Annotated in this window: 15 protein-coding genes; 14 read left to right on the top strand and 1 reads right to left on the bottom strand. The window is 38.0% G+C overall.

Features of this window, described 5'->3' with window-relative positions:
• The first annotated feature begins 10 nt into the window (after window positions 1-10).
• The 13 genes from AC0VXY_RS16555 (at window position 11) to AC0VXY_RS16495 (ending at window position 10,710) form a co-directional block, all read left to right on the top strand.
• On the top strand, window positions 11-406 hold the full coding sequence (locus tag AC0VXY_RS16555) for a hypothetical protein (protein WP_475525910.1): 396 nt from the start codon (window positions 11-13) through the stop codon (window positions 404-406).
• 249 nt (window positions 407-655) lie between these two features.
• Window positions 656-937, top strand: a complete 282-nt coding sequence (locus AC0VXY_RS16550; protein WP_475525909.1) for a hypothetical protein — start codon at window positions 656-658, stop codon at window positions 935-937.
• Complete coding sequence (locus AC0VXY_RS16545) at window positions 913-1,113, top strand: GNAT family N-acetyltransferase (protein WP_475527887.1); 201 nt, start codon at window positions 913-915, stop codon at window positions 1,111-1,113. Before AC0VXY_RS16550 ends, AC0VXY_RS16545 begins: the two co-directional genes overlap by 25 nt.
• Window positions 1,114-1,443: 330 nt before the next feature.
• Complete coding sequence (locus tag AC0VXY_RS16540) at window positions 1,444-3,144, top strand: M3 family oligoendopeptidase (protein ID WP_475525908.1); 1,701 nt, start codon at window positions 1,444-1,446, stop codon at window positions 3,142-3,144.
• A gap of 90 nt (window positions 3,145-3,234) precedes the next feature.
• Window positions 3,235-3,870, top strand: a complete 636-nt coding sequence (locus AC0VXY_RS16535; RefSeq protein ID WP_475525907.1) for a hypothetical protein — start codon at window positions 3,235-3,237, stop codon at window positions 3,868-3,870.
• A gap of 472 nt (window positions 3,871-4,342) precedes the next feature.
• Window positions 4,343-5,269: an alpha/beta hydrolase gene (locus tag AC0VXY_RS16530; protein WP_475525906.1), complete on the top strand. Its 927-nt coding sequence runs from the start codon at window positions 4,343-4,345 to the stop codon at window positions 5,267-5,269.
• A 76-nt stretch (window positions 5,270-5,345) separates the two neighbouring features.
• The gene (locus AC0VXY_RS16525) at window positions 5,346-6,104 is read left to right on the top strand and encodes a serine hydrolase (RefSeq protein ID WP_475527886.1); all 759 of its coding nucleotides are present in this window, start codon (window positions 5,346-5,348) and stop codon (window positions 6,102-6,104) included.
• Window positions 6,105-6,144: 40 nt separating this feature from the next.
• Window positions 6,145-6,573 carry a hypothetical protein gene (locus AC0VXY_RS16520; protein ID WP_475525905.1) on the top strand — a complete coding sequence of 143 codons (429 nt, stop codon included), beginning with the start codon at window positions 6,145-6,147 and terminating at the stop codon, window positions 6,571-6,573.
• Between the two features lie 84 nt (window positions 6,574-6,657).
• Window positions 6,658-7,185, top strand: coding sequence for a cysteine hydrolase family protein (locus AC0VXY_RS16515; protein ID WP_475525904.1), 528 nt, complete (start codon window positions 6,658-6,660; stop codon window positions 7,183-7,185).
• A 48-nt stretch (window positions 7,186-7,233) separates the two neighbouring features.
• A complete protein-coding gene (locus tag AC0VXY_RS16510) occupies window positions 7,234-8,223 on the top strand; it encodes a S66 family peptidase (RefSeq protein WP_475525903.1) in 990 nt (329 codons plus the stop codon).
• 76 nt (window positions 8,224-8,299) lie between these two features.
• Complete coding sequence (locus tag AC0VXY_RS16505) at window positions 8,300-8,821, top strand: P-loop nucleotide/nucleoside kinase family protein (RefSeq protein WP_475525901.1); 522 nt, start codon at window positions 8,300-8,302, stop codon at window positions 8,819-8,821.
• A gap of 472 nt (window positions 8,822-9,293) precedes the next feature.
• Window positions 9,294-10,088: an aminoglycoside adenylyltransferase domain-containing protein gene (locus AC0VXY_RS16500; RefSeq protein WP_475525900.1), complete on the top strand. Its 795-nt coding sequence runs from the start codon at window positions 9,294-9,296 to the stop codon at window positions 10,086-10,088.
• Between the two features lie 154 nt (window positions 10,089-10,242).
• Entirely contained in the window at window positions 10,243-10,710 is a 468-nt protein-coding gene (locus AC0VXY_RS16495) for a GNAT family N-acetyltransferase (RefSeq protein ID WP_475525899.1), read from the top strand.
• Between the two features lie 74 nt (window positions 10,711-10,784).
• Here AC0VXY_RS16495 and AC0VXY_RS16490 read toward each other — a convergent pair whose 3' ends face one another.
• On the bottom strand, window positions 10,785-11,357 hold the full coding sequence (locus tag AC0VXY_RS16490; protein ID WP_475525898.1) for a dienelactone hydrolase family protein: 573 nt from the start codon (window positions 11,355-11,357) through the stop codon (window positions 10,785-10,787).
• 427 nt (window positions 11,358-11,784) lie between these two features.
• Here AC0VXY_RS16490 and AC0VXY_RS16485 point away from each other — a divergent pair, with 427 nt between their 5' ends.
• Window positions 11,785-12,279 carry an AAA family ATPase gene (locus AC0VXY_RS16485; protein ID WP_475525897.1) on the top strand — a complete coding sequence of 165 codons (495 nt, stop codon included), beginning with the start codon at window positions 11,785-11,787 and terminating at the stop codon, window positions 12,277-12,279.
• Window positions 12,280-12,399: the final 120 nt, after the last annotated feature.

Here is a 12,399-nt window from a genome sequence, read left to right as displayed (position 1 = left end):
AGAGAAGAATATGGAACAAATCTGGAGTATACGCTTGATCCGGTTTGCCGCAATCTTCGGGTTGGTCGGTACCTTTATCGGATCACATATGGCCGGGCAAATGGACTATGCTTTAAAACCAATTCATGCACACATTTTGCTGGTCGGCTGGCTTTCGGTATTCGCCTGGGGAATTTTTTACAAGGTCTATACAATAAAATACAAAAAGCTGGTAGCAGTTCATAGCATTTTGGGAATGGTGGGAGCACTGGGGCTGACAGTAGGCATGTGGATGTACAACTTAAATCCATTTCAACTAGATGAATCATTCGTCACCGTGTTTTTTATCGTTGGGGGAACCCTCCTGCTGCTGGCATTTTTGTTATTTGTGGTCATTACGTTCATGGTAGAAAGAAGGACAGTATAGGAGTTATTCCTATGCTGTTTTTTTTCGAAAGTGTCTTTCTTCGGTTCCTCTAACTATGTGAATGGAGAAAATGAATAGGATGAATTTAAAAACTATATGCGGGGGTCAACCTTGCCAGATGAAATCTTACTGCTTTGTTCCGTTATAGGAGACAATTACTTATGTTCAGCTAATGATCCGGCTATTGCTTTTCTTCAATTAAAGGAGCAGTATAGCCGAATAAGAAAAATATATAAGAGGTGAATTTAAGTGAATATTAGACTTGCTGAAGCAAAAGACATTAATCAATTAATTAAGATGAGATGGGATAATACCATTGAGTTTGATGAGAGCAAAAAAGACGAGTCCTATGAAGAATTTGAAAGGGAATGTCAAACGTTCTTAGAAAATGCACTAAAAAGTAGTCAGTGGTTTATTTGGGTTGCAGAGGATAAGGGGAAAATTGCTTCTCATATATATATAGAATTAATACAAAAAGTGCCAAGGCCTGGTAGGGTTACTCATCCATTTGCATATATGACCAACGTATAACCCTTCCAGAATATCGAAATGGAGGCGTTGGAAGTAAAGTATTAAGTACAATAAACGATTGGATAAGAGAGAAAAAATATGAATTTGTAATAGTATGGCCGAGTGATGAAGCTATTAATTATTACAAGAAAAATGGTTATGTTCATTGTACTGAGCCAATGGAATACTTTCCTTGATAGTAGGTGTGTTCTAAGTAGATTGCCTTGCACCTTTATTTATTGGGTTATTTAATGAGGATTCTGAAAAACAAGCACGTATTGAGTAGTAGTATATATGTTTGCTCGACAGAAGAGATTGAATTGTTGTCCAGTAACTAATCCATAGGAAAATAAAAAAGGGAACTTTCAGCTTAAGAAAGTTCCCTTTTGCGTTCAAAGAAATTATGGGTTGAATAAATATATTCCTTACCTTATATCGCTAGTATACCATTCAATTTTTTGAAATATAAGACTATTATTACACAAAATTGTCCATTACCATTAATTTGAAGAGATAGGGGGAGTAGAGTGGATTTTGATAATCTTAATTACGAAAGATCGGACATTGCAGAGTTTGAAGGAAAAGTACTTCAACTTTTAGAAAGGTTCAAAGCAAGTGATTCCCAGCTGGAACAGTTCGAAATAATAGATCACATCAATTCTCTTAGGAATGATGTGTTAACGATGCTTACTATAGCTCAAATCAGGAGTCACTTGAATACTTTAGATGTTACATATCAAAAAGAGCAGCAGTATATTAATGAAAATTGGCCAATCTATGAAAAAACAGTAGCTCTTTTTCATGAGCACGTTTTCTATTCTTCTTTCAAAGATGAAATCAAAGTGAAATTTGGTGAACAATTCGTTTGTCTAGCTGAGGCTTCTCAACATACAGTTAGTTCTGAAGTCATCGAGTACTTAATTAAGGAAAATAATCTCATAAGTGACTATACAAAATTGCTGGCTACATCAACCGTTGAATTCAGTGGAGAGAATAGAACCTTATCTCAATTAGACGCATTTTTGAATTCAGCCGATCGTTCAATTAGAAAGCAAGCTGGTGAAAAAAAGTACGAGTTACTCAGCCAGCTAGAAGATAAGATCGATCATATTTTTGATGAATTAATTAAAGTAAGAAACACCATGGCAATGAAGCTGGGACATGATTCCTTTGTGGAGCTTGGTTATGCCAGGTTATCAAGAGTCGGTTATGATCAAGCAGATGTAGCAGACTTCCGGAAGTTAATCTTAAAATACATCGTTCCCATTGTTGAAAAAGCGAGAGAGAAACAAAGGATCAGGTTAGGTCTGAATAAGTTAACCTTTTACGATGAGGACATTCGCTTCAGGACCGGCAATCCAAGCCCAAAAGGTGACGTTGAGTGGATGGTATCTAGTTTTAAAGAGATGCTTAATGACATGTCATTGGAAGCCGGGGAATTCTTTCATTCGTTGTGCACGAATCATCTACTCGATTTACTTCCTAAAGATGGCAAAGCAAGAGGTGCCTATGCTACATACTTATGTAATGAAAAAACACCCTATATTTTTGCGAATTTGAATGGTACAAGAAAAGATATCAAAGTGTTAAGTCATGAATTTGGACACGCCTGGCAAATGTATCTTTTTAATCAACGAAACAGTATTCCGGAATATATTCTGCCTACAAAAGAAGCTTGCGAAGTTCATTCCATATCAATGGAATTCCTTGTCTGGCCCTACATGGAGAAAATATTTGGTAAGGATGCTGATAAGTATCGATATGCTCATCTTGAAGATGCCTTATTCTCAATGCCTTATAGGGCAGCAATCGATGAGTTCCAGCATGTCATCTATCAAAACCCTTTATTATCCACTTCAGAGAGAAAAGAAAAGTGGAGTGAGATTGAGAGCAAATATATGCCTTATAAGGCAGATTACGAAAGCACCTATTTAAAGAGAGGGGCTTTCTGGCAGCAACAAGCACACATATTTACAACACCCTTTTACTATATAGACTATGCCCTTGCCCAAATGTGTTCTTTGCAGATCTGGAGCATGGCACAAACAGATGAATCGACGGCTTGGGAGAAATTTATGAATCTTTGTAGACTGGGTGGGAGCAAATCATTTCTCCAATTAATAGAGGAGAGTGGAATCACCTCTCCATTTAAAGAACAGGGGTTTACTTTTATAGTAGGTGAGATTGAAAAGTGGTTTGAGTTGAACGAGAAAATGATTGAAGAATGAGCCAATCAAAAAAGCGGCTATGTGGGACTCACATTTTTACTCAACAGAAATAAGGGTTTTAAGCACTACTATTATAGAGGATGTGTAACTATGTCAGTTGTCGGTATCTTAGGAATGACTCACGATGAAGAAATGCAAAAAAAGTACCATTTTCCGTTGTCACTGTTGGAAGAATTAATAGAAGAATTTCAGCCTGATGTCATTTGTGGAGAAGTTCACCCATCAAGCTGGGAGCTCTATTTAAATACAGGTGAACCATTTGGCATTCTCGGAGAGACACAAAACGAATATCCTAATTTGATATTCCCTGTATGTAAGAAAAAGGGTATTACGTTTGTTCCAGTGAATTGGTTTGAAGAGGATGTATTTGAAGAAGGTCCTTTTGATAAATATGACGCAGAAACTAAGAGTAAGTTGGAGCAAGAGTTAGGGAGTTGGAATGATAAAAAACTATCAGCATGGAATGAAGGGATTATCCCATTTAATTCTTTTGAATACGATGCGATTACAAATGAAATGTATAACTGGCTACATTCAGTTAATTCTGCCGTTCAGAATATTGTATGGAATGCACGACACTATATTATGACTGCACGGGTTAAAAAGGTTACCAAGACGTATGCTGATAAAAGAATTCTCTGCATCCATGGAGCCGACCATAATTACTGGTATTATCAATCGCTAAAGGATGAGGAAGGTATTGAGTTGGTATATCCACTGAAATAATATCTAATATTCTCTTCGTTAGCAATGAGGACAGGTCTCTTGTTTCTAAAATAGGGGTCGCGTACCTGTCCCTGTGGTGTCTAGGTACTCACAAATAAAGAGAATTCGACACTGCAGCTTGAATATCGGAAATCTCGCATGATTGTCTCTGAAACTGGCACGATTGTTATGTAAGCCGCATGATTAATTTATATCCAGCATGATATTTGTAAGTCCGGCATGAATCTACTCCATCCCTCTTTTAAGGGAATGAGAAGGAAAAGCTGAACGATTGAAAAGAGTATGTGATGGAGAAAACTTCAAAAAAACGTCCCTAAGGCTGACCAAGGAACGTTTTTTTTTATGAAAATGGGAACATTTCACCGATTAACTAATGTTCGGGAGAAAATCTAGTATGGGAACTTTAATAAAACCCGAGCATTGCTCAAAACTGCAAAATTTGAAATAATTAACATTAGAGATAGCGAAAGGATTGAGAGCTATTAACCAACTGATTAAAATCAACGACCACAAAACGGAAGTTCTTCTAAAAGGGAATAAAGGTCCGCTTGTTATTGTCCTTACAGGGATGGGCTGCTCATTTGAAGAGTGGCATGAGGTAATACAAACATTAAGTAGAACGTATAGAATCCTAACGTTTCACCGGCAGGGACTGGGGCAAAGTGAGATCGGGGCTGGGATTCAAAATACAGCATCGACCGTTCGTGATTTAGCAGAAATACTCAATCACTTTCAAATCGACGAGCCGGTTTACTTGATAGGGCATTCTTATGGTGGTCTATGTGTTCAACACTTCGCTAAAGTTCATCCTGATAAGGTAGCCGGAGTGATATTAGTAGACTCGACCTCTGTTGAATTGAAAGAATTAGAGAAGCTTGATCTACCTATTTTAAATCAAGAAACAGATCAATTATGGATTGAAAAAAGCTTGGAATATTCAATCAAAAGTGAACAAGAACTATTGGAAATACTGAAACCTTCACTTAATGAAAAACAACGTCAATTTCCAAAGGCCATTCAGCAAGAACTGTTGGACTTCCAGGTGAACCCATTACTCTATAAAGCGATGGCATCAGAGATCAAGGAATGGACGAAAGATGCAGAAGTAATCAGGAGTTTAGGAGATTTTCCTGATGTTCCAGTTATCGTAATAGGACGGGATAAGGAATATACGATTCAATCTGAATTGGAAAATGGCATACCTGAACGGGAGTTACGAGTATTTGAAGAGAAGTGGGAAGAGCTTATCACCAACCAGAGTAACTTGTCTTTACAGGGAGAATTAGTGTTTGCAAGTTATTCGGGCCATTCTGTGTTCCTTGATCGACCGGATTTGATTATTGAGTGTGTACATAAGCTGGTACAACGGGTGGAACATGTCAGGCTGATAAAAAACTAGATACTTAATTTCAATAAGGCTTTGATTGGATTCTACTAAGAAATATCTGTCCAAGAAAAACGAAGCAGGTGAAAAAGTGAATATAGCAATAGAAAAACTGAAAGAAATAGATGTAGGAGAAGTAGGAATAACGATCTATTCCACTAAAGAAAATAAAGAATGTATCTCTTTAAATAGCGAACTCACAATCCCCCTTGCTTCAGCAGCAAAAGTGGCAATAGCATTTTGTGTAGCGAAATGGGTAGAGGATGATGAGGTTAAGTGGGATTCCATTGTTGAAGAAGTATCCTTTAATCCAGAAGAAGATAGCAAAGAACTTTATCCACATCTACAAAATAGACAAACCCTTCCTTTAAGGGAGGCGGTTGAAGTAATGATTGCTTGTCACGATAGTTATATTGCTAGATGTATTGTGGATTTTTGTGGTGGTTGGGAAAAGGTAAATGAGTCTCTCCAGTCTTATTATCCCTCCATACAGGTTACTGAAAACCCAAGGGATATTAATAATATGGGTCAGCTTAACGAATTGCTAGATTTGATGATACATATTTATCAAGGGTACAAAATACAGCCTCTCTTGTGGACACCTATCATTAATGGCTTGGTGAGACAAAAGGGAGATATAAACCAAGTTCCACCACACCATTTAAACCATATGACAGGTGGACTGGAAAATGCAGCTGTTGATATCGGTATAATGGGTGACTTCAATGACAACCCTTATCTCTTTGCATTAGGGGCGATTAACTTACCTAATCGACTAAACAATCAGGATTCTGACGCTAAGGTTATTGAAGCGATGGAGTTGCTTTATGGTGAATATGTAAAGCAGTAAGTAGCTTTATTCAGCTATCTGGAATGATGGGGGAATGTCCGTGCATCCAATAACGATAATAGAAATAACAATGTGTGCTGCATTTATCCTGGTCCTCTTTGCAACTGCATTTGTATTGCATAAAAAGAGAAGAAAACTGAGTTTTATTATCACGTGCTCAATAACTGCATTAGTCCTTTCATTCTTCGTGATTCGACCCTATTGGATAGATTATCAAGTGTCAAATAAGACACAACAACTAGACCATTTTCTTGAGGAAAAATACCCCAATCAAAAGTGGGAAATTGATCATCAAACAGGGAGGCAATACAACCCTTATCATTTAAGAGTTGAGTTTGAAAACGAAAAAGGCTGGACTTACACATACTCAGTGGTAGATGAAAAGACTATTTGCCAAAATGCTTGGACACCGCCAGAGGGCAGTTTGCCGAAGGAAGGGAAGCATTATGAACGGGTTCAGTGTGAATAAGTATGGATTTAAGAAGGTCGAATGTAAAAGTCTCTTATTTTAAAAGAAGGCTAGTATCCAACGTACGCTTATTCAAGGAGGAAAATGATGAAGAATGCACTATTGATTATAGACGTTCAAAATGGGATGTTTCAGGAAGGTAATGTTGTTTACCAAGGAGGTAAGCTACTACAAACTGTAAAAGGTCTAATCGAAAAAGCACGCTCTAACGAGACAACGATATTCTTTATACAACATAATGCACCTGCAGGAAAACCATTAGAGCATGGGACAAAGGGTTGGGAGATTCATCCTAAAATCACTCCGCATCCTCAAGATGTCATCATTCAAAAAACGACTCCAGATTCATTTTATAATACTTCTTTAGATGATGAACTGAAAAAACAAGGGATCGAACATGTAGTCATTGCGGGAATTCAAACAGAAGCATGTGTGGATACAACGTGTAGAAGAGCCTTTAGTTTGGATTATAAGGTCACTTTAGCTTCAGACGCACACAGCACTTGGGATTCGCAAGATATTACGGCCCAACAAATTATAAACCATCATAATGGAGTGTTACGTTGGTTTGCAGATGTATACCCAAGTAATGAAATTACATTTGATAGTTGAGTATGCAACTATACAGGATTGTTTAAACAATAAAGGACGGTGGATTCCATGAATAAATTAAACCCAGGTGACAAAGTGGGGATCTTCACTCCATCATCACCAGCGACAGTTACAGCAAGAAAACGATATGAACGGGCAAAATCATTCCTGGAAAGCAAAGGTTTGTGTATAGTCGAAGGAAATTTGACTGGTAAGGCTGAAGGGTATCGCTCAGGTACCCCTAAAGAGCGAGCAAATGAGTTAAACGAGTTATTGCGAGATCCAGAAGTAAAAATGGTGATGTCCACGATAGGTGGCACCAATTCTAATAGCCTTTTACCATATATAGATTACGAAGCGTTGATAAATAATCCGAAGATCGTAGTAGGTTACTCAGATGCGACGGCTATACTTCTTGCTCTTTATCATAAAACGAATATCACTACTTATTATGGTCCTGCACTTATTCCTTCCTTTGGTGAATTTGAACCATTAGTTAATGATACGTACCAATACTTTGTTAACTATTTTATGACAGAAAGCAGTCTTCCTTATGAAGTTCCCATGCCTACATATTGGTCTGATGAACCTGTTAATTGGTTAGACAAAACAAAAGAAAAAACTTTATATAGAAATGAATGGATAACAAGAAACACCGGAGTCGCAGAAGGTCGATTAATAGGTGGAAATGTTAATGCGATGTATGGTTTTATTGGTACGGACTATTTCCCTCCTATAAAAAATGGGGATGTCTTACTGATAGAAGATTGTGCGAAAGATGCGTCGGTAGTGGAAAAGAACTTTGCAATGTTGAAAATGCACGGAATCTTTGAAAAGGTATCAGGAATCATTTTGGGGAAACATGAGGGATATGATGATTTAGGATCGGGTAAGAAGCCAATCGATATTCTTATGGAACAATTAGATGACAAAGAGATTCCTATTTTAGCTGAGTTTGATACATGCCATACTCATCCCATGCACCCTTTGGCTATAGGAAAGAAAGTGAAAGTAGATACAAAGACAAAGTCAGTCCATTGTATTGAAGCGTGGATCTAGATTATCTAGATTCATAAACTTTAATTAGTTATCTGGAATTTCAAATTAGATTACAATTATAGCGAGGGATTCAAGTATGTTTTTCATTCAGATGTCCGGTTTTCCAGGGTCAGGAAAGTCTACACTATCTAGACAGATTGCAAAGCGAACAGGAGCTGTACTCATTGATCACGATATTGTTAAATCAGCTTTATTAGAAGCCATTGAAGGCGAAATCGATAACAGCTTAGCTGGGAAGATTTCGTACAATATTGATTGGTCTTTAATTGAATTTCATTTATCCCAAGGTCACGATGTTATTTTTGATAGTCCTTGCTTATATGATGAATTGGTTAGTAAGGGCACGAACTTATCTACTAAATATAATGCTACGTACAAATATGTCGAATGTTATATCGATGATGTAAAGGAAGTTAATTTTCGATTAAAGAATCGAGAAAGAATGACCAGTCAAATAAAAGAAATTACTTCAGAAGAAGCATTTAGATATACAATCAATAACAGTAAAAAACCAACCGATATCAAATGCTTGTTAGTAGATACAAGTAAACCTCTGGAAAGCTATGTTGAGGATGTTTTGGAGTATGTGGAGGACTGACTTTCCTACTTGAATAAACTTGGTCAATAACTACAGTTCAATAACCGGTACGGCTATTGAACTTCTTGAATTAATGAGCAATTAACCTAACGAGTCTTCAACAAAATTTCCAATCAGGACCCATCATAAACCTGGTACGTTAGAAGAGGGAAGGATTTTTTATTTCGGGATCCTTCCAAGAGAAAGAGGGATAGGGAAAAGCAAACTTCTCCACCAACAATCACTAGAAATCTTAAAGAAAGACTTTAAAGCTTCTTATTACATTGGCTCAACTGGACACAATAACCTCCCGATGCTTAAGACATTCCAGAGTAATGGTTGCACGGTGATAGAACGAAATAAAGTGTTCAAAAGGAAGAATTGAAACATGGTGTCGAGTAGTCCTTAAAGTAGCGGGGACAAATACATAAGATGAGCTTCAACCAGGTATTGTCTTGTAATGGGTGGGATAACGAAAAAAGGAGAATAGTAAATGGGCTTAATGCAGTCTTTCCCAGCTGAAGTTGAAAGTATTATTGTAAGTATACAAGAAGAACTCACTACTATATTAAACGATGACCTTGCTGGATTGTATATTCACGGTTCCTTAGCAATGGGGGGATTTAATCCAGACAAAAGCGATATAGATTTATTGGTCGTCACGAAAAAAACGATTCCAGTTGAAACGAAAAGGAAGTTGGCTGAATTCTTTTTGAATTGTTCCAATTCCCCATACCCAGTCGAAATCAGTTTCATTAATAAGGAACAATTAAAAGATTGGCAGCACCCTTGTCCATTTGATTTCCATTATAGTGAGTTTTGGAGAAAGCGGTATGAACATGATTTGGTAAGGAATACACACGAGTTTTTAAGTGGAGGTAGTAGCACTGATCCGGATTTAGCAGCCCATATCACTATTTTGCATAAGAGGGGGATTTGTGTGGCAGGCGAACCTATAGCTGAAGTTTTCCCCATAGTTCCGCGTTCAGATTATCTATCGTCAATAGTCGGAGATTTCCAAGAATGTCTAGATCATATTCAAGAGGATCCTATTTATTGCACGCTAAATATGATTAGAGTGTTCTGGTTTGTAAAAGAAGGAGTCATATCTTCAAAGGAAGAAGCTGGGCGTTGGGGTTTAGCAACCTTGCCGAAAGAATTGAGCAGCACCGTCAATAAAATAATTGGTTGTTACTCGAGTGAAAAAGATGATTGTCAATTTGAGAATGATGAACTAATGAGGTTTAGAGATTATGTTGCTAATAATGTTCAGGTCATTTTAAGCTAAGCCTTTAATCACTTAAGATCAGCTAATTGTGCCATTACTCACCTTATTTAACAAATGGGTACGTTAGTGATAGAAAAAATACATTAAGTTCGAATTGAGATACCGATTCAGAAAGCACATAGAACAATGATTTTCTTATTTAACAGGAGGCATTATGACTTATAGATTTAATGTTATGACACAAGAACAGGCAGAAAATATTGCATTTAAATGGCACTATGATGGTGACTATTCATTTTACGATATGGAAGCTGATGCAGAAGATTTAGATGAATTTTTAAACCCGGAAGAACGAGGGAATACAACGTTTGCTGTTTCAAAAGATAAGGAACTGGTTGCCTTCTTCAGTGTTAATAAAATAGCTGAAGGAATTTTTGATATTGGGTTAGGGATGAGACCGGATTTAACTGGAAAGAGTAATGGGATCGAATTTCTAAGGGCAGGTATTAGCTTTGTACAATCAGAATTCAAATCTGAAAAAATCACATTATCAGTAGCAACCTTTAATCAAAGAGCAATAAAACTGTACAGAAAAGTTGGATTTAAAGATGTAGAGACTTTTATGCAAGATACAAATGGCAGCACATTTGAGTTTCTAAAGATGGAATATACATGTTATTAAAGCATGGGGACGGTTCTTCTGCCACCTTTTTATCGAAAAGGGAGCACAGGAACCGTCCCCGCGCTTCCTGATGATTATGCGAGAAACTCGAGAACCCTTTTGATCACAAGCTGCGTCGCGTCAGCATCGTAAGAGGGTATACTGCTGTCGGTGAAGAGGTGTTCCTTGCCCTCATATAGAAAAAGCTCAGCGTGATTTGCTGACTTCACTAGTTCACGTGCTGCATCGATGTCGCCGTCTTCCACGAAGAAAGGATCTTCATTCATGGCATGTATTTGCACAGGCAAGTCGGAGGGCCATGGAGATTCGAACTCCGAGGTCGGGAGGCAGGCATGGAAAAACAGTGCGCCTTTTGCGCCTTCGCGCGTTTGAGCGAGCTGCTGTGCTGCTGGAACCCCAAGTGAAAACCCAGCATAAACGACATCTCGCGATAGATCGCCGGCTGCCTGAATACCACGCGCCGTCACTTCTCCAAATCCGATTTCTTTCACAAATCCCAAGCCTTCTTCCAGCGAGGAAAATGTGCGGCCATCAAATAAATCCGGCACATGCACTGTATGCCCTGCATCTCTCAGCTGATCTGCGAATGCTTCGATCCCCTTCGTTTTGCCCAAAACATGGTGGAACAATAAAACTTCTGCCATCATTTACGCCCCCATTTAATACGTCTTATGTATAAATTTCGACATAAATACTGTTTGACCTGCCGGAGCCTTAACTTCTTCTCCAAGGTTATAGCCTTGGAAGCCATTGTTAAATTTTTCTTGCATTTTATAAGCTTCATTTGAAATAATTGGGATTAATAGTAGATGAACCTATTCTGGGTCGTGCTCTTCAAGAATACGAGCTTAGTCCAGAAATAGACATTACAGACAAAACAATCATAAATTCTTCTGCTTGTATTTACTTAACGAATGTGAAGCTAACACCCTTAGCATCACCGAATTCAACTATGTATCTAGAAGAGTCTATCTTGTTTTCAGATCATATATTAGGGTTATCAATTACATAAGATGTTCTACTGAAGGCGCATACCAAATCTGGAGAATATGTTTTTGAAAGGAGGCTTTAACAATGGGCGTTAAGAATTTTCTAATTGAAGGGGTTTCCTGCACCGGTAAAACTACCGTCTGTAATGAATTGCAGCGGCGCGGCTATCAAGCCATTCATGGTGACCGGGAATTGGCTTATCAGGGCGATCCAGAAACTGGTAATCGGACCCATACTGCCTCCCATGAGAACCATATATGGGATGTAGAGAAAGTGAAAGACTTGATCAATAACAAGAGTGAACCAGTAACATTTTTCTGTGGTGGGTCTAGGAACTTCTCGAAATTTATCGATCTATTTGATGGTGTGTTTGTTCTCCAAGTCGATATTGAAACATTGAACCGACGACTGGACGCTCGACCGGAAGATGAATTTGGTGGTGAGAAATCGGAACGGGAGCTCATTGTTCGTTTGCATGAGACGAAAGAAGACATTCCAAGAAATGGGATGATCATTGACGCAACTAAACCAATTGAACACATAGTCGATGAGATCGTCCGTCAAAGCGAAGGAAACTAGCTGCGGTAAAGCATTGCTCAACCAACTGAATGGTGGTCAATTTGTCACAGACGATGGTGATCAAATTAGAAAGAAATAATTCTTCTTTTTATAGAATATCTGTGTAAAGGAATGAGTATG

The sequence above is a fragment of the Rossellomorea sp. QJM3NY_18 genome, from assembly GCF_056173145.1.
Note: the sequence above shows the minus strand (reverse complement) of the source record. Positions and strands in the feature narration are given on the sequence as shown.

Excerpts from the sequence above, each read along its gene's own strand:
- AC0VXY_RS16555 (WP_475525910.1), top strand. The coding sequence starts at position 11 with ATGGAACAAATCTGGAGTATACGCTTGATCCGGTTTGCCGCAATCTTC.
- AC0VXY_RS16535 (WP_475525907.1), top strand. The coding sequence starts at position 3,235 with ATGTCAGTTGTCGGTATCTTAGGAATGACTCACGATGAAGAAATGCAA.
- AC0VXY_RS16515 (WP_475525904.1), top strand. The coding sequence starts at position 6,658 with ATGATGAAGAATGCACTATTGATTATAGACGTTCAAAATGGGATGTTT.
- AC0VXY_RS16510 (WP_475525903.1), top strand. The coding sequence starts at position 7,234 with ATGAATAAATTAAACCCAGGTGACAAAGTGGGGATCTTCACTCCATCA.
- AC0VXY_RS16505 (WP_475525901.1), top strand. The coding sequence starts at position 8,300 with ATGTTTTTCATTCAGATGTCCGGTTTTCCAGGGTCAGGAAAGTCTACA.
- AC0VXY_RS16500 (WP_475525900.1), top strand. The coding sequence starts at position 9,294 with ATGGGCTTAATGCAGTCTTTCCCAGCTGAAGTTGAAAGTATTATTGTA.
- AC0VXY_RS16495 (WP_475525899.1), top strand. The coding sequence starts at position 10,243 with ATGACTTATAGATTTAATGTTATGACACAAGAACAGGCAGAAAATATT.
- AC0VXY_RS16490 (WP_475525898.1), bottom strand. The coding sequence starts at position 11,357 with ATGATGGCAGAAGTTTTATTGTTCCACCATGTTTTGGGCAAAACGAAG.
- AC0VXY_RS16485 (WP_475525897.1), top strand. The coding sequence starts at position 11,785 with ATGGGCGTTAAGAATTTTCTAATTGAAGGGGTTTCCTGCACCGGTAAA.